At 68.4% G+C, this 17,186-nt stretch carries 15 protein-coding genes; 5 read left to right on the top strand and 10 right to left on the bottom strand.

The window, feature by feature from the left end; genetic code table 11:
* Positions 1-71: 71 nt before the first annotated feature.
* Both ASF16_RS18425 and ASF16_RS18420 read right to left on the bottom strand, forming a co-directional pair.
* Positions 72-959, bottom strand: a complete 888-nt coding sequence (locus tag ASF16_RS18425; RefSeq protein ID WP_056170805.1) for a transglutaminase family protein — start codon at positions 957-959, stop codon at positions 72-74.
* Between the two features lie 366 nt (positions 960-1,325).
* Complete coding sequence (locus ASF16_RS18420) at positions 1,326-1,694, bottom strand: hypothetical protein (protein WP_056170524.1); 369 nt, start codon at positions 1,692-1,694, stop codon at positions 1,326-1,328.
* A 76-nt stretch (positions 1,695-1,770) separates the two neighbouring features.
* Between ASF16_RS18420 and ASF16_RS18415 the strand changes: the two genes are divergently transcribed.
* A complete protein-coding gene (locus ASF16_RS18415) occupies positions 1,771-2,403 on the top strand; it encodes an ATP-binding cassette domain-containing protein (RefSeq protein WP_056170521.1) in 633 nt (210 codons plus the stop codon).
* Positions 2,404-2,461: 58 nt separating this feature from the next.
* Complete coding sequence (locus ASF16_RS18410; protein ID WP_056170518.1) at positions 2,462-3,094, top strand: LysE family translocator; 633 nt, start codon at positions 2,462-2,464, stop codon at positions 3,092-3,094.
* Between the two features lie 61 nt (positions 3,095-3,155).
* Here the strand turns inward: ASF16_RS18410 and ASF16_RS18405 are convergent, their stop codons facing one another.
* From ASF16_RS18405 to ASF16_RS18370, 8 genes are all read right to left on the bottom strand, one after another.
* Positions 3,156-4,028, bottom strand: a complete 873-nt coding sequence (locus ASF16_RS18405; protein ID WP_056170516.1) for a LytTR family DNA-binding domain-containing protein — start codon at positions 4,026-4,028, stop codon at positions 3,156-3,158.
* The gene (locus tag ASF16_RS18400) at positions 4,025-5,095 is read right to left on the bottom strand and encodes a sensor histidine kinase (protein ID WP_056170513.1); all 1,071 of its coding nucleotides are present in this window, start codon (positions 5,093-5,095) and stop codon (positions 4,025-4,027) included. Before ASF16_RS18400 ends, ASF16_RS18405 begins: the two co-directional genes overlap by 4 nt.
* Positions 5,096-5,136: 41 nt before the next feature.
* The gene (locus tag ASF16_RS18395; RefSeq protein ID WP_056170510.1) at positions 5,137-5,442 is read right to left on the bottom strand and encodes a 2TM domain-containing protein; all 306 of its coding nucleotides are present in this window, start codon (positions 5,440-5,442) and stop codon (positions 5,137-5,139) included.
* Positions 5,443-5,479: 37 nt separating this feature from the next.
* Entirely contained in the window at positions 5,480-6,490 is a 1,011-nt protein-coding gene (locus tag ASF16_RS18390; protein ID WP_235507429.1) for an alpha/beta hydrolase, read from the bottom strand.
* Between the two features lie 8 nt (positions 6,491-6,498).
* Complete coding sequence (locus ASF16_RS18385; RefSeq protein ID WP_056170802.1) at positions 6,499-7,524, bottom strand: dienelactone hydrolase; 1,026 nt, start codon at positions 7,522-7,524, stop codon at positions 6,499-6,501.
* A gap of 53 nt (positions 7,525-7,577) precedes the next feature.
* Positions 7,578-7,883, bottom strand: a complete 306-nt coding sequence (locus ASF16_RS18380; RefSeq protein WP_056170504.1) for a 2TM domain-containing protein — start codon at positions 7,881-7,883, stop codon at positions 7,578-7,580.
* Positions 7,884-7,934: 51 nt separating this feature from the next.
* Positions 7,935-8,504: a DUF6622 family protein gene (locus ASF16_RS18375; RefSeq protein WP_056170502.1), complete on the bottom strand. Its 570-nt coding sequence runs from the start codon at positions 8,502-8,504 to the stop codon at positions 7,935-7,937.
* 82 nt (positions 8,505-8,586) lie between these two features.
* Positions 8,587-8,997 carry a DUF2306 domain-containing protein gene (locus ASF16_RS18370; protein ID WP_056170799.1) on the bottom strand — a complete coding sequence of 137 codons (411 nt, stop codon included), beginning with the start codon at positions 8,995-8,997 and terminating at the stop codon, positions 8,587-8,589.
* A 417-nt stretch (positions 8,998-9,414) separates the two neighbouring features.
* Between ASF16_RS18370 and ASF16_RS18365 the strand changes: the two genes are divergently transcribed.
* The 3 genes from ASF16_RS18365 to ASF16_RS18355 are packed head-to-tail and all read left to right on the top strand — an operon-like array spanning position 9,415 to position 17,180.
* Complete coding sequence (locus ASF16_RS18365) at positions 9,415-10,743, top strand: efflux RND transporter periplasmic adaptor subunit (protein ID WP_056170500.1); 1,329 nt, start codon at positions 9,415-9,417, stop codon at positions 10,741-10,743.
* A 15-nt stretch (positions 10,744-10,758) separates the two neighbouring features.
* Entirely contained in the window at positions 10,759-14,001 is a 3,243-nt protein-coding gene (locus ASF16_RS18360; RefSeq protein ID WP_056170497.1) for an efflux RND transporter permease subunit, read from the top strand.
* Positions 13,998-17,180 (top strand): efflux RND transporter permease subunit, encoded by a 3,183-nt coding sequence (locus tag ASF16_RS18355; RefSeq protein WP_056170494.1) that lies wholly within the window; start codon positions 13,998-14,000, stop codon positions 17,178-17,180. Before ASF16_RS18360 ends, ASF16_RS18355 begins: the two co-directional genes overlap by 4 nt.
* Positions 17,181-17,186 lie beyond the last annotated feature (6 nt).

The following is a 17,186-nucleotide window of genomic DNA, read 5'->3' as shown; positions in this document are numbered from 1 at the left end:
GGTCTTCGTACCGCTTCCTGCACCTACCGCACAGCCCTGTAGCAGGCCTGGCAGCAGGGCTGTGCACTACCTCAGGGCACCGAAAAATGGTTGCCTGCGATGGTTCCCTGGTCAGTAGACAGGGCCTCCATGCAATGTACGGGCTGCACAAAACCCTGCCCGATGTCTTCGATGGCGGTGGTGCGGATGACCGGTGCATCGGCGCGCACGCCCCCGAAGATAGTGGCAAAGGCCACGTCGGCCGCATCGCGCCCGGTGGAGAAGCGCAGCAGCCCCATCGGTATGGCGGTGCCAGACGGGTCGAAGATGTACCAGCGGTCGCCCAGGTACACCTCGACATAGGCATGAAAGTCGGGCGGGCCCAGGCTCGGGTCTGCGCCGTAGTCGGTGCCGGTGGTGAAGCGCGCGGGGATGTTCACCGCGCGGCACAGCGCAATCATCAGGTGCGCAAAGTCACGGCACACACCCACTTGCTCGATCAGCGTGTCGACGGCAGATGTGTTGGAGTTGGACGTGTTGGATGTGAAGGCCACATGGCGGTTCACCCAGTCACGAATGGCCTGCACGCGGCCGTGGCCTTGCCACAGCGCGCCAAATTCCTTGTTGGCCAGGCGCAGCAGCCGGTCGGACTGGCAGTAGCGGCTGGGGTAGATGTAGCCCATCACCTCCGGCGGCAGTTGACGCACGGGCACTTCGGCCAGCTGCATCGGGTTGGCGCGGTGGTGGGCAATGTCTACCGTGGCCGAGTACGACAGCTCCAGCACGCCGGGTTCGCCATGCAGCCGCAGCGAGCGATTGAGCGTGGCGGGGTCCGTGTGGATCTGGTAGGAGATGTCCTGGTTGATGACCAACCGTTCGTTGCTCACCGTCTGCTGGGGTGTCTTGGCGGCGTGGATGTTGAACACGAAGTCCGCACCGTACTGGTCGATCTCGTAGCGCAACCCGATGTGCAGGTCCATGCGCACGCGGTCTTCCAGAGGGCGCGTGGGCGCGGCACCTGGCGTGCCCGCTGCGCCGGAGAGGGGCCAGACGTCAGAGGTCATCGAAGCACCATAGGGAGGGGTAGACACTGAATGCAGAGAGGTCATGCTGCGCTCCACGATCCGGCCAGAGATGTGGATGGGGCTGCGCCGCAGCGGGCGGCAGATGGGGAACTGAAGGTCTGGAGTGGGCGGTCCATGGGTTGTCCTTGGTGTGCTGCGCATCCGTACACCGGGCGCGACAGCCTGCCATCAGGATAGACCCGCACGTGCCCCGGGCCGTGTAGGCCGACGGCGCGCCGTCGCGCAGGTTGGGCGAGGGATGCGGGGCTGGGCACACCACCATCATGAGATACCGAACGCGCTCCGCAGTGCCGCGCAGAAATCCGTGCTGCCGCTGACCGACAGGGTCAGCGTGGTGCGCGGGGGTGTAGGCGTGCCTGGCGCGCTGTGAATGCTGCCCGTCGCCGCGTCGAAGTCGAGCGCCAACGGGGTGCTGACGTCCTGCACGCCCTGCAGGTCGTACTGCCACTGCCCGCCGTCTTCCGAAGGCCCGCAGGCGTCGGGGAATTCCGAGTGCGCCCACTGCAGCACCTGCGCCACCTCGGCGTGCAGCGCGGCCAGCTGCGCGGGCAGCACGCTGGCCATGGCGTCGAACGTGCCGGTGCCTTCGTCGTCTTCGCTGTAATCAAAGTCCAGGTAGTTCAAGCTCATGGGGCATTGTGCGGCACGGGGCCGGGCCGCCTGCCGTGGTGCCTAGAATCGCTTTTTGTACAAAAAGGGGAACAGGGTGGCCGACAGCTCGATGTTGCAGGTGACGGGGTTGCGGTTTGCCTACCCCGAATGCGCGGTGCTGGAAGGGGTGTCGCTGGCATGGCCGGCGGGCCTGGCGCTGGTGCAGGGCGACGAGAGCACGGGCAAGACCACGCTGCTGCGCGTGCTGGCGGGCGAGCTGGTGCCGCAGGCTGGAGACATCGTGCTGCAGGGTGTGCCGCAGCGCAGCGCGCCCCAGGCCTACCGCGCGCAGGTGTTCTGGCAAGACCCGCGCAGCACGGCGCTGGATGAGATCACGGCCCGGCAGTGGCTGGCAGGCTTGCCCGCGCAGTACCCGGCCTGGGACGCTGCGGCGCTGGCCTCGCATGTCGAAGGCTTCTCGCTGGAGCCGCATCTGGACAAGCCGTTTTTTGCCTTGTCGACCGGCAGCCGGCGCAAGGTGTTGATGGCGGGTGGCTTTGCCAGCGGGGCCGCGCTCACGCTCATCGACGAGCCTGTGGCGGGGCTGGACAAGCCCTCGATCAACTATTTGGTGCAGGTACTGGCCCGGGCGGCCAGCGACCCTGCACGGCTGGTGGTGGTGGCCCACTACGAGGCGCTTCTGGGCGTGGCCTGGGGCAGCACGTTGACCTTGGCCCGGGCTCGCTAAACTGGGCGTTCTCCCGCCCACAGCTTCTCAGATTTTTCTGTTACCTGAAGGAAACACCATGGACGCGCTCCTCTTCGCCCCCGTGGCGGTGGCCATTGCGCTCACGCCCGGCCCCAACAATTTTTGTGGCCTGAACAACGGCATTCGCGCCGGTGTGGGCGCCGCGCTGGTGGCCACGGTGGGCCGGGTGGCGGCGTTCGCCATCTTCCTGACGGTTTCGGCTGTCGGGCTGGGCGCGATGCTGCTGGCGTCCGAGACGGCGTTCACCGTGGTCAAGTGGGTGGGCGCGTTGTACCTGTTCTGGCTGGGCTGGCGCGCGTGGCGCAGCCGCGAGTTCAGCGGGCTGGAGGTGGTGGAGGGCGGCGATGTGAAGGCGTCAGGCGCGCCAGTGAACATGCGGGCGCTGATCACCCAGGAGTTTTTGCTGGGCATCACCAACCCCAAGGCGATCATTTTGTTTGCCGCGATCTTTCCGCAGTTCATCGACCCGGCCCAGCCGGCGGTGCGCCAGTTCGTGGTGCTGGGCGCCGTGTACCTGGCCGCCGAGTTCGTGTCCACGGCGGTGTATGCAGCGGGTGGGCGGCAGATCCGCCGCTTCATCCGCACATCGCGCGGTGTGGTGCGGCTGAACAAGGCCACCGGCGGTTTCTTCATGGGCGCAGGCGGACTGCTGCTGGCCACCAACCGGTAGCGCGGTAACGCGGTAGAGCGAGCAGCGGGGGGCGCAGCCAGGCCAGCGCTGCGCTGCTGCGCTACATCGCCTTGAACAGGTGGGCGTACAGGCGGCTCACGGGCAGCTTCTCGGGCCGGCCGGCCAGCTCCAGGTGCAGCTTGCCCGCCTCGTCACGGGTCACTGTGGTGATGCTGCTGGCGCGCACCAGGGTGCTGCGGTGGATTTGCCAGAACACCTGGGTGTCGAGCTGGCCGATCAGGTCCTTGAGCGGGGTGCGGATCAGGTACTCCCGCGCTGCGGTCAGCACCCGTACATACTTGTCGGCCGCCTCGAAGTACAGCACGTCGGCCACCGGCACCATGTGGATCTGGCTGCCGCTGCTGGCCTGGATCAGCGTGAGCGGCGCGCCCGCCGCGGGCGTGGCAGGCGCTGTTGCGGCTGCGGCTGCGGCTGCGGGTGCGGGTGCGGGTGCCGCCACCCCCGGCGCCACCAGCAGATGGCGCAGTTGCGCCATGGTTGCTTCCAGATCAATAACTGCTGGCGCTTTGCTGGCAAGCGCCAGCTGCAGTTTTTGCACTGTTTTTTGCAGCCGGGCCGCCTGCACGGGCTTGAGCAGGTAGTCCACTGCCTGGGCTTCGAACGCCTGCACCGCGTACTGGTCGTAGGCGGTCACGAACACCAGCGCCGGGAAGGGGCGGCCCGCGGGGCCGTCCGTCGGCCAGGCGTCGGCCAGTTCCACCGCCGCATCCAGCCCGCTCTGGCCGGGCATGCGGATGTCGAAGAACAGCACGTCCGGCTGCAACGCCAGGGCCTGGCGCACGGCGGACAGGCCGTCGCCCACCGTGGCCACCACCTGCAGTTCGGGCCAGGCCCGGGCCAGCTCCTGCTGCAGCGCGGCGGCGAGCAGGGGTTCGTCTTCGGCGATCAACGCGCGCACGGCAGGCTGGGTCATGGGGTGGTGCTCGATGGGCTCGATTTCAAGGGAAAAGTGACCGTAGCGCTTGTCCCGCCATCGCTACCAGCTATCAATTTCAGAGTGCCCGCCGTTCCGTGCAGCGTGGCCAGCCGCTCACGGGCCTGGGCCAGGCCGAAGCTCTGCCCCGGGCCCGGGGTGGGCAGGGTGTCGGGCAGGCCCGCGCCGGTGTCGATGACGTCGAGCACCAGTTGCTGCCCGCCGTCACCCTGCCGGGTGCTGGCGCGCACGGTGATGTGCCCGCCCTCGACCTGCGGCTCCAGGCCGTGGCGGATGGCGTTTTCCACCAGCGGCTGCAGCAGCAGCGGGGGCACGGGCACGTCGCGCAGCGCGTCGGGCAGATCCAGCGTGTACGCCAGGCGCGGGCCCATGCGCACCGCCATCAGCTCCAGGTAGTCGCGCAGGCGATCGAACTCGTGGGCCAGTGGGTGCTGGGTGCTGCGCGACGCACTGAGCGTGGCGCGCAGGTAGCCGATCATGCGGTCCAGCATCTCCTGCGCGCGGGCCGGGTCGGTGCCGATCAGCATGCGCAGGTTGGCCAGGGTGTTGAACAGCATGTGCGGCTCCAGCTGGGTCTCCAGCAGCTTGAGCTGCGCCTCGCTGGCCTGGCTGCGCACCTCGTTGACCTTGGCGTGTAGCCAGGCGCTTCTGCTCTTGGTGTAGAAGTGATAAGTACCCACAAAGCCGGCCACGATGGTGATGCCGATGGAGATGCGCAGTTGCGCCCGGCCGCCCTGCTCCCAGGAGGAGAAGCCGCACCACCAGTCACCCAGCAGGGTGCCGCCCAGGTAACCCAGCACGATGCCGGCCAGCGGCAGCAGCAGCCCCGACAGGCCCGCGGGCCAGCCGGTCTCTTGGGCCGACGGAAAGCAGTGCCGCCCGAAATCGATGACGGCCCAAGTCAGCGCGCCGATGGCCAGCGAATACCGGGCCGGGATGTCATAGGGCTTTTCGGGTTGAAAGGCGTACTGCAAAGCCGCGATGGCCAGGCAGAAGGCCAGCACCTGCAGCAGGTGCTGCAGCTTCTCGATCCAGTCGATTTTCATGGCAGCGCGGGCGGGGTGGTCTGGGGCGCAGGGCCGTGGGCCTAGCGCTGGTTGCGCTCTTGCTGAGCGCGCAGGAGCCGCTCGCGCTCCTTTTGCACCATGCGCTCACGCAGCCCGCTGCCCGTGCCCAGCACGAACACCGAGATGCCGTGCAGCGCCAGCCCCAGGCCCCAGCCGAGCAGCGGGAATATCGACCACGGCCGGTTCCCAAAGCCGTAGCGCGACATGCCGAACAGCACCAGGTTCACCACGACGAAGGCGGCAGCATGCACATACCAGCCCAGCTTGGCGCCGGCGCGGCGGCGGGCCAGTTGTTCGATGTCGTCGGGGGTCATGGGGTGGGGCATGGTGAAGGGTCGATTCTAGGGCGCTGGATGAAGCAGCTCAGGTCTTGCAGGCTTGCGCGACGGCGCGCACGGCGTCGGCATTGAGTGTCAGCCACATGTGGTTGATGCCCGGCAGCAAGGTCACCGGCACCGGTTTGCCCGCCTGCGCAAAAACGTCTGCATAGCGGTCGGCGTAGAAGATTTCGTCGTCTTGGCCGGCCACTACGCAGACGGTGCTGCGCGCGTTGCGGATGTCTCTCTGGTAATCATCCTGGGGGCGAAAGTTCACCGCCAGGGAATACGAGTAGCTGGGCGTCAACCCATCACGGACCGATGGGTCCAACGCAAAACGCAGGACGTGCAGGTCGTTCCACTGCGTAATGCCCCAACGGTTGAGCAAGCTCAGCGCCACAATGCGCGGCATGCCGACGGACGCCCATCCGCCCACGTCCGGCCGCGCGGTGATGGCATTCACACCGATGAAAGGCGATAGCAGCACGTAGCGATCAAACTGATCCTGCCGACTGCTCCCTGCAAAGCGCAGCGCAAACCCGCCGCCCGCGGAAAACCCCATCAGCGTCTGCGGTCCGGCATGCGGCACGCTGCGCAGGAAGTCCTCCAGGTCGTCGTCCAACTGTCCGATATAGGCAGCTTCGCCGCGCGGGCCCGACTCGCCGTGCCCGCGAATGTCGAGCGCCGCCACCGCGAACCCCTCGGCCGCCAGAGCCTTGGCCAGGACGTGCATCGAGCGCGCGCGCGACGACGATCCGTGGACCAGCACCACACGACGCTGTGGCCCGCCCGCCGACGGGCCTGCCGCTGGGTAGTCGTACCAGGCCAGTGAGGTGCCGTCACGGGCGGCGAAGCGCTGCGGCGCAGGGACGCCGCTGAAATCCACGCCTTCGAAGGGCGTGTGGACACTGGCCAGGGGCAGGATGTGCTTGGGGCCACCCAGTGCAATAGCGGCGGCGAGCGCCACGATGCAGGCGATCAGCAGAAAAGCGGGAGTCAGCATGAGGGTAAATCGGCGACGACGGAACATGATCGGAAGGGTGCGCTCAAGATACACGGGATGAATCAGGGTGTGCGCCGCAGCGGCGGCAGGTGCTGGGTGAAGAACGCCACGACCTTGGCATCCACCTGGGGCACGGCGCTGCTGCGATCAAACCCCGGCGGGTCGCCCAGCAGCGCCTGGTGCACGGTGCCGAGCAGGTGCATCGGCGGCAGGGGCGACAGCATCATGCCGTGGCTGGCGCCGGGCAGGTGGGCGACCAGGGTGCAGCGGTCCTGGCAGGCGGCTAGCACGGCGCTGCTGTGAAATTGCGGCACCTGGTTGATGTCTAGGCCCGCCGTGATCAGCCCCAGCGGAATGCGCGGTGTGGCCAGCGTGGCCATGTCGAAGTCGGCGGCAAAGGGCACGGCGGCGATGGCCGCCTGCACGCGCGGGTCGGAGTAGGCGTAGTCCGTGGCGTCGTCGAAGCGCTGGCGGATCACGCCCAGCGCCACGGCTTTTTTCAGCCCGTCCAGCAGGTTGCCGTGCAGCCGGGTGATGAAGCCGACGCACGACGAAAAATCTTCGGCGATGTGGGCCTCGCAATGCGCGCGAAACCGTGCGGGCGACCAGTGGCCCCCTGCGAGCGTCAGCGTAGTGTGGCCGCCGGCCGAGCCACCGAAGGCCCCCACCCTGTCCACAGTCACCAGTGGCGCCAGGCGCGCATCGTGCGCCACGGCGTCGATGGCGCGGGAGGCTTCTGCGGGGCGGCGCTTCCAGCTCTCGGGGCCGGGGGTGGACGGGTCTTTGTAGTTGTCGCCCGCGTGCTCGGGCAGGGCGACGACGAAGCCGCTGGCTACCAGCGCACGCGCCAGGTCGGTGTGCACCCAGGGGCTGCCGCCCGAGCCGTGCGTGATGACCACCAGCCGGCCGTTGCCAGGGGTGGGCGCGCCGTCCGGGGCCAGTTGCAGGGTAAAGGGGCCGCGCTGCACGGGCTGGTCGGCGCTGCCGCTGGGGTAGAACACGGTGACCGGGCCGTCGCCCTGCAGGCCGGGCAACTCCCGGAGGCCCGTGCCGGCGTGGGCGGCGCTGGCGGTGGCAAGGACCAGCATTCCCGCGGCCAGCAGTCGCCACGCCGGGGTGCGCGCTGTGGCCGGCGTGCGGCTCACAGGCGCTGCTCCTGTTGAAGGGCCAGCCGGTTGCGCTCGGCCTGCACCATGCGTTCGTGCAGCCCGCTGCCCGACACCAGGAACACCACCATCCCGTGAATGGCCAAGCCCAGGCCCCAGCCCAGCGCGGGGTACACCGCCCAGTGCCTGCCGCTGGTGGCAGACAGGGTCACGAGCAGCAGGTTGACCAGCAGATACACACCGGCGTGCATGTACCAGCCCAGCTTAGCACCGGCACGTCTGCGGGCCTGGCGTTCGATGGGGTCGATGGCGGTGTCGTGGTCGTAACGGTGGTGGCGCATGGGGAACTCCTGGGGATCAAGTGAGTGGTGGGAATGGGGGGACGGCCGCCCTCAGGCGCCGGCAGGCTGGCTGGCAAAGCCCGTGCTGCTGCGCACCAGGCGCCACAGCCGCAGCGACCGGGCCGCGAACAGGCCGTTGAACACGCCATAAAGCGCAGCGATCTGCAGGGCAAAGCTGCCGTCGCGGGCCAGTGCAGACTGCATGGCCAGCTCGACGCCGACCAGGTACTTGGTCAGGAAGATGCCCATGATCAGTGCCAGCGGCATGGCGCTGCCCGGCAGTTGAAAGCAGCGCGAGGCACCGTCGTACAGCGTGCCGGCTGGCGCCGTGGGCTGGAACCACAGGGCCAGGAAGGTGGCAGCAGCTGCCGCTGCGACCCAGGCGCCCACCGCGGTGCCGGTATGGCCCGCGCCGCCGAAGGCCGAGGCCAGCCCGTAGATCGAAAAGCCCGTCATGGCCACTGGCATGACCGTCACCCGCACCAGGCTGGCGGTGCGGTCGAACAGCTGGCTGGCGCCCAGCCACACCAGCGCGGCCAGCAGGCCCCAGACCCAGTAGGGTGTTTGCTGAATGATCTGGCCCAGTGCCTGGGGCTGGTGAACGAGGAGTTGGAGCAGCATGGTGTAGTCCTTGGAAGGTTCGGTGAATGGGGTTGGTGCGGGGTGACGGGTGGCGTGGCGGGCAGTCAGACACGCGGATTGTTCAGAGCACGCCCAGCTGGGTCCACAGCGAATGGCCCAGCAGCCGGTCGGGCAGCAGCGTGAAGGCGCCGGCCACCACGCAGGCGCCGAAGTACACCCGCTGCATGGCCTTGCGGTGGCCGGCGATGTTGCGGCGGGCCAGATAGACGAACGACAGCACCAGCATGCCCAGCGTGACGGGGATGAGCAGGTGGATGAGGCCGAAGCTGCCCCAGCGCGGGCCGCTGCCGCCGGTGATGAAAATGGCGGAGATGGCCGTAGCCACCATCAGCGTGACCCAGGCGTAGCCGGCCGCGCGGTGCAGGCGGGGGCGCTGGGTGGCGCCCTTGCGGGCCCACAGTGCGACCGGCCCGATGGCGATGGCCGCCAGCGCGGCGGCGGCATGGATGGCGATGACGGGGGTGAGTTGCATGGTGAGGTCTCCAGGGCGTTCGATGGGGTGGACTGTGCCGCTGCGCCTGTGCCGCCGCCAGCGGCGTGCGACGAAATGCAGCCTGGCGGGCGTGAAATGCAGGCACCGGGAGCGGCCGGTGGTCAACATTCGGAACTGGCCTACGGCCGGCCGCGGGTTTGGGACGCTGTGCCAGGCCCCAAGAGCAGGCAAACTACCGGGTGGTCGTCCGGGCCGGTAGGCGGGCGAGACAAGTACCCTGCCGTGCAATCTGGCGTGGCCTGGCTTCGCGTCAGCCCTTGCACGCAGGTTTCAGCCCGTCAGGTTTACTTTTCTTCGCACAGCGTTCAAGGCAGACCGTGAACTGGCCCCCTACGATGCGCTGACCCGGCCGTACAAGATCGCGAACTCGTTCTCAGAACACCCCATAGCACCGCCATGAATCCGCAAGAAGAAGTCCACGCGCCCGTCCCGCCACCGGCTGTCCCTCCCGAGCCACCCCGGGCCCCGCGCCCTCGGCGACGCTGGATGGGCAGTGTGCTGGCCCTGCTGCTGGTGGCGCTGGTGGGTGGCGCAGCCTGGTACCTCGTCAAGCGCGCCAACGACCCGAGCGAAGCGCCGGGCCCGGGCCGCGGCGGCCCCGGCGGCGGGCGGGCCATGGTCACGGTGGGTGATGCGCTGGCCCGCAAGGCAGAGCTGCCGGTGGTCATCGACGCCCTGGGCACCGTCATCCCGACCATCACGGTCACGCTCAAGCCCCAGGTGTCGGGCACGCTGACCGAGGTTCTGTTCACCGAAGGTCAGATGGTCAAGAAGGGGCAGCTGCTGGCCCAGATCGACCCCCGCCCCTTCGAGCAGGCGCTGATGCAGGCGCAGGGCACCCGCCAGCGCGACGAAGCCCAACTGGAAAACGCACGACTGACGCTGGCGCGCTACCAGACCCTGCTGTCGCAGGACTCCATCGCGCGGCAGGACGTGGACACACAGGCCGCGCTGGTCAAGCAGCTCGAGGGCACGGTGATGACCGACAAGGCCCAGGAGGGCACGGCACGCCTGAACCTGAGCTATACGCGCATCACCTCGCCCGCAACAGGGCGCATCGGCCTGCGCACGGTGGACCCCGGCAACCTGGTGTCGTCGGGCGATGCCACCGGCATTGCCACCATCACGCAGGTGGCGCCCATCGACGTGCAGTTCGCTGTGCCGCAAGACCGTGTGGCCGACGTGCTGGCCGCGCAGCGCGAATCCGACGCGCTGGCCGTGACGGCGCTCGACCGCACGCGCAAGTCCGAGCTCGACAAGGGGCGCTTTTCCACACTCGACAACCAGATCGACACCACCACCGGCACCGTGAAGGCCAAGGCCCGCTTCGACAATGCAGCGGGCGGCCTGTTTCCCAACCAGTTCGTCAACGTGCAGCTCTTGCTGCGCAACGTGCCGGCCATCGTGGTGCCGGTGACGGCCGTGCGCACCGGGGCCAATGGCGACTATGTGTATGTGATCAACGAAGACCGCACGGTGACGCTGCGCAAGGTCAAGCGCGGCCAGGCCACCGTGGGCCTGATGGCGATTGCCGAAGGCCTGAAAGAGGGCGAGCGTGTGGTGACCGAGGGCGGCGACCGGCTGCAGGACGGCATGGCCGTGCAGACGGCGGATACCCAGGGTGCGCGCGGGCCGCGTTCGGGCGCCAGCGGGCCGCGCAGCGGTGCGTCGGGCCCCCGTGGAGAGCGCGGCGAGCGCCGCCAGCGTCCACCGCAAAATCCTTGAGCGCGCGCTGACACCATGAGTCCTTCGCGCCCGTTCATCGAGAGGCCCGTCGCCACCGCCCTGCTGATGCTGGCCATCGTGCTGGCGGGGCTGCTGGGCTTTCGCTTTCTGCCCTTGTCGGCCCTGCCGGAGGTGGACTACCCCACCATCCAGGTCCAGACCCTGTACCCCGGCGCCAGCCCCGAGGTGATGAGCCGCACGGTGAGTGCGCCGCTGGAGCGCCAGTTCGGCCAGATGCCGGGGCTGGAGCGCATGGCCTCGACCAGCGCGTCGGGCGTGTCCATCATCACGCTGCAGTTCGGCCTGGGCCTGGCGCTCGACGTGGCGGAGCAGGAGGTGCAAGCCGCCATCAACGCCGGCAACTCGCTGCTGCCGGCCGACCTGCCTGCACCGCCGGTGTATGCGAAGGTCAACCCGGCAGACGCACCGGTGCTCACGCTGGCCATCAGCTCCGACACGCTGCCGCTGACCGAGGTGCAGAACCTGGTCAACACCCGCCTGGCGCAAAAGATCAGCCAGGTCACCGGCGTGGGCCTGGTGTCGCTGGCGGGCGGGCAGCGGCCTGCCGTGCGCATCCAGGCCGACACCAAGGCGCTGGCGTCGTACGGCATCGGCCTCGACACGCTACGCACTGCCATCACGTCCGCCAATGCCAACAGCGCCAAGGGCAGCTTCGACGGGCCGCAGCGCTCCTACACCATCAACGCCAACGACCAGCTGCTCACGGCGGACGACTACCGCAACCTCATCGTGTCGTGGCGCAACGGCGCGCCGGTGCGCATGATCGAGGTGGCGCGTGTGGTGGACAGCGCCGAGAACAACCGCCTGGGCGCCTGGGCGGGGCTCAACGAGCTGCCCGGCGCTGCGCCCGACCGCCGCCAGCCAGGCAGCGGGACCGTAGGGGCTGATGCAGACGCCAAGGAGTCCGGGGCCACCCTGACCCCGGCCATCATCCTGAACGTGCAGCGCCAGCCGGGCGCCAACGTGATCGCCACGGTGGACAGCATCAAGAAGCTGTTGCCCGAGCTCGAAGCGGGCCTGCCCGCATCGCTGAAGGTGCAGGTGCTGTCCGACCGCACCACCGGCATCCGCGGGTCGGTGCACCATGTGGAGATGGAGCTGCTGCTGGCCGTGCTGATGGTGGTGCTGGTGATCTTCTTCTTCCTGCACAGCCTGCGCGCCACCATCATCGCCAGCCTGGCCGTGCCCATCTCGCTCATCGGCACCTGCGGGGTGATGTACCTGCTGGGCTACAGCCTCAACAATCTGAGCCTCATGGCGCTGACCATTGCCACCGGCTTCGTGGTGGACGATGCCATCGTGATGATCGAGAACATCTCGCGCTACCTCGAAGAGGGTGAGCCGCCGTTTCAGGCCGCGCTCAAGGGCGCCACGCAGATCGGCTTCACCATCATCTCGCTCACGGTGTCGCTGATCGCCGTGCTGATTCCGCTTTTGTTCATGAGCGACGTGGTGGGGCGGCTGTTCCGCGAGTTCGCGATGACGCTGGCCATCACCATCCTGATCTCGGGCGTGGTGTCGCTCACGCTGGTGCCCATGATGGCCGCGCGCTGGCTGCGGCCCGAGCCGGTGGGCGGACAGCACGGCGTGGCGGGCCGCATCAACCGCGGTTTCGACCGCGTGATCGCGGGCTACGACCGGTGGTTGGTGTGGGTGCTGCGGCACCAGGGCGCGACCATGGTGGTGGCGGTGCTGACGCTGGTGCTCACCGCGCTGCTGTACGTGGTGATCCCCAAGGGCCTGTTCCCTACGCAGGACACAGGACAGTTGCAGGCGCGCATCGAGGCGTCGCAAGACGTGTCGTACGCCCGCATGAGCGAGCTGCAACTGGCAGCCTCGCGCGCCATCCTGCAGGACCCGGACGTGCAGTCGCTCAGCTCCTTCGTGGGCGTTGATGCGGCCAACAACACCATGCTCAACGCCGGGCGCATGCTGATCAACCTCAAGCCCGACCGCGACGGGCAAGAAGCCATCATGCAGCGCCTGCGCGAGCGGGTGCAGTCGGTGGCGGGCGTCACGCTGTACCTGCAGCCCACGCAGGACTTGACCATCGACGCCGAGACCGGGCCCACCGAATACCGCGCGTCCATCGGCGGTGTGGATGCGGCGCAGGTCAACGACTGGACGCGCAAGCTCGCCGAGCGCCTGAAGACCGAGCCCAAGGTGCGCAACGCCACCACCGATGCGGGCGCGCAGGGCCTGTCGGCCTATGTGGACATCGACCGCAATACCGCCTCGCGCCTGTCGGTCACGGCCAGCAGTGTGGACGACACGCTGTACAGCGCCTTCGGCCAGCGCATCGTGTCCACCATCTTCACCGAGACCAACCAGTACCGCGTGATCCTGGAGGCGCAGCAGGACCAGCTCAACACGCCCGAGGCGTTGGGCACGCTGCAACTGCGCACCGGCTCGGGCGCGCCCACGCCGCTGTCGGCCATTGCCACCATCCGCGAGCAACCTGCGCCGCTGCAGGTCACGCGGGTGTCGCAGTACCCTGCGGCCACGCTGGGCTTCGACAAGGCGCCGGGTGTGTCGCTGGGCGCGGCGGTGGATGCGATCCGCGCCGCTGCCAAGGAGATCGGCATGCCCGCCGGGCTGTCGATGGAGTTCCTGGGTGCGGCGGGCGCGTACGAAAAGTCGCTGTCCAGCCAGCTGTGGCTCATCCTCGCGGCGATGGTGTGCGTGTACATCGTGCTCGGTGTGCTGTATGAGAGCTACATCCACCCGGTCACCATCCTCTCGACCCTGCCGTCCGCGGGCGTGGGCGCGCTGCTCGCGCTGATGGTCACCGGCAACGACCTGGGGGTGATCGGCATCATCGGCATCATCTTGCTGATCGGCATCGTCAAGAAGAACGCGATCATGATGATCGACTTTGCCATCGACGCCGAGCGCAACCAGGGCAAGTCGCCGCAGGAGGCCATTCACCAGGCCGCGCTGCTGCGCTTTCGGCCCATCCTCATGACCACGCTGGCGGCGCTGTTCGCAGCGCTGCCGCTGATGCTGGGCTGGGGCGAGGGCGCCGAGCTGCGCCGGCCGCTGGGCCTGGCAATCTTCGGCGGGCTGATCCTGAGCCAGATGCTCACGCTGTTCACCACGCCGGTGATCTACCTGGCGTTTGACCGCATGGGCCGCCGCGTCACGGGCCGGGGCACTGCCGCGGCGCCGCAGCAGGGTGCGGGGCCTGAAGCCGTTGCCGGTGTGGGCACCGGTGCGGGTGCGGGAGACGTGCGGTGAACCTCTCGCGCCCCTTCGTGGAGCGGCCAGTGGCCACCGTGTTGCTGACCATCGGCCTCGCGCTGGCCGGCATCGCGGCGTTCTTCGTGCTGCCGGTGTCGCCGCTGCCGCAGGTGGACTACCCGGCCATCTCGGTGTCGGCCAGCCTGGCCGGTGCCAGCCCCGAGACCATGGCCACCAGCGTGGCCACGCCGCTGGAGCGGCGCCTGGGCGTGATCGCCGGAGTCAACGAGATGACCTCGTCGAGCTCCAACGGCTCGGCCCGCGTGAGCCTGCAGTTCGACCTGAACCGCGACATCGACGCCGCAGCGCGCGAGGTGCAGGCCGCCATCAACGCGTCCCGCGCCGACCTGCCTGCCACGCTGCGCAGCAACCCCACCTACCGCAAGCGCAACTCGGCGGCGTCGCCCGTCATCATCCTGGCGCTCACGTCCAAGACCCGCACGCCGGGTGAGATCTACGACGCGGTGTCCAACGTGGTCAGCCAGCGGCTGTCGCAGGTGGACGGCGTGGGCGAGGTGGAGATCGGCGGCGGCTCGCTGCCTGCGGTGCGGGTGGAGCTGCTGCCGTTCGCACTCAATCGCTACGGCATCAGCACCGAAGACGTGCGCGCCGCCATTCAGGCATCGAACGCCAACCGCCCCAAGGGCGCCATCGAAGGCGACGGGCGCCGCCTGCAGATCTACACGCCGTCGCCCGCGCGCAAGGCGTCTGAATACGAGTCGCTGATCGTCGCCTGGCGCAACAACGCGGCCGTGCGGCTGGGCGATGTGGCGCGGGTGGAAGACGGTGTGGAAAACCGCCGCACGGTGGGCCTGTTCAACGGCGAGCCGGCCATCATCGTGCTGGTCACGCGCCAGCCGGGCGCCAACATCATCGAGACCGTGGACTCGGTGCGCGCGCTGCTGCCCGACCTGCAGGCCCAGCTGCCGCAGGACATCCAGGTGGCGGTGGCGTCGGACAGCACCAACTCCATCCGCTCGTCGCTCAAGGAGATCGAGCTCACGCTCATGGTCTCCATCGCGCTCGTGGTGCTGGTGGTGGGGCTGTTCCTGCGCAAGGCGCGGGCCACGGTGATCCCGGCGGTGGCCACGGTGGTGTCGCTGCTGGGCACCTTCGGGGTGATGTACTTTTTGGGGTTCAGCCTGAACAACCTGAGCCTGATGGCGCTGACGGTGGCCACCGGCTTCGTGGTGGACGATGCCATCGTGGTGCTGGAGAACACCATGCGCCACATCGAGTCCGGCATGGACCGCATGCAGGCGGCGCTGCAGGGCGCGCGCGAGGTGGGCTTCACGGTGCTGTCCATCAGCCTGTCGCTGGTGGCGGTGTTCATTCCGCTGCTGTTCATGGACGGGCAGGTGGGCCGGCTGTTCCGCGAGTTCGCCATCACGCTGTCGGCGGCGGTGATGATCTCGCTGGTCATATCGCTCACCACCACGCCCATGATGTGCGCGTGGTTGCTGCGCGCGCACGACCCCGCCAACGACAAGCCGCCGTCGCGCCTGGCGCGCTGGACCGAGCGCGGCTACCAGGCCGTGCTGCGCACCTACGCCAGCAGCCTGGACTGGGCGCTGGCCAGCAAGGGGCTGGTGGTGCTGATCCTGCTGGCGGTGATCGGCCTGAACGTTTATTTGTTCGCCAAGATCCCCAAGGGCTACTTTCCAGAGCAGGACAACGGCCAGCTCAACGCCGGCCTGCGCGCCGACCAGAGCATTTCGTCGGACGCGCTGGCGGCCAAGCTGCGCCAGGCGGTAGAGATCATCCGCAAGGACCCGGCGGTGGACACGGTGGTGGGTTTTTCGGGCGGCAGCCGCGCGGGCGGCGGCTTCATGTTCGTCAACCTGAAGCCCCTCAAGCAGCGCACCGACAGCACGCCTGCGGTCATCGCGCGGCTGCGGCCGCAGCTCAACCAGATCACGGGTCTCAGGGTCTTCTTGAACCCGGTGCAGGACCTGCGCATGGGCGGGCGGTCGAGCAATTCGACCTACCAGTACACCTTGAAGAGCGACAACATGGCCGACCTCAAGCTGTGGGCGGGCAAGCTGGCCGACCGGCTCAAGGACGAGCCGCTGCTCAAGGATGTGGACACTGACCTCGCCGAGAACGGCGTGGAGACGTACATCGAGGTGGACAAGGCCACCGCGTCGCGCCTGGGCGTGACGTCGTCGGCCATCGACAACGCGCTGTACAACGCGTTCGGCCAGCGCTCGGTGGCCACCATCTATGGCGACCTCAACCAGTACGCCGTCATCATGGAATGGGCGCCGGAGTACACGCGTGGCCCGCCGGCCCTGAAGGACATCTACGTGGCCGCCAACCCCACGGGCGCCACCGGCACGGTGGCCAACCCGGGGCAGCGCGGTGCGTCCACCGGGCAGGTCATCAGCACTGCGGCATCGACCATGGTGCCGCTGAGCGCGATCGCCAAGGTGGTGGAGCGGGCGTCGCCCACCTCCATCAGCCACCAGGACGGCGAGCTGGCCACCACGGTGTCGTTCAACATCGACCCGGGCACGTCGCTCGGCCAGGCCCAGCAGGTCATCGCGCAGGCCGAGGCCGACATCGCCATGCCCACCAACGTACGCGGCAGCTTCCAGGGCACGGCGCTCAGCGCGCAGCAGTCGCAGGGGCAGCAGGCCTTCCTCATCATCACGGCCATCATCGTGATCTACATCGTGCTCGGCGTGCTGTACGAAAGCCTGATCCACCCGATCACGGTGCTGACCACGCTGCCCTCGGCCGGCGTGGGAGCGGTGCTGGCGCTGCTGCTGTTCAACATGCAGTTCACCATCATTGCGCTCATCGGCGTGTTTTTGCTGATCGGCATCGTCAAGAAGAACGCGATCATGATCATCGACTTTGCGCTGGAGGCCGAGCGCGCGCGCGGGCTGTCGGCGCTCGATGCCGTGCGCGAGGCCTGCATGATGCGCTTTCGGCCCATCCTCATGACCACCATGGCGGCCGCGCTGGGCGCGCTGCCGCTGGCCATCGGCTTCGGCCAGGGCTCGGAGCTGCGCCAGCCGCTGGGCGTGGCGATCATCGGCGGGCTCATCGCAAGCCAGCTGCTCACGCTCCTGACCACGCCCGTGGTCTATGTGCTGCTGGACAAGCTGCGCACACCCGCCCCCAACGAACAACATCTGAGCCGCGCCGGTGTCCCCGGCACGGCCACCTGATCGGTG

Origin of the sequence: Acidovorax sp. Leaf78 (assembly GCF_001422735.1) — a bacterium.
Lineage (GTDB): Bacteria > Pseudomonadota > Gammaproteobacteria > Burkholderiales > Burkholderiaceae_C > Acidovorax.
This window is presented reverse-complemented; position numbering and strand designations above follow the sequence as displayed.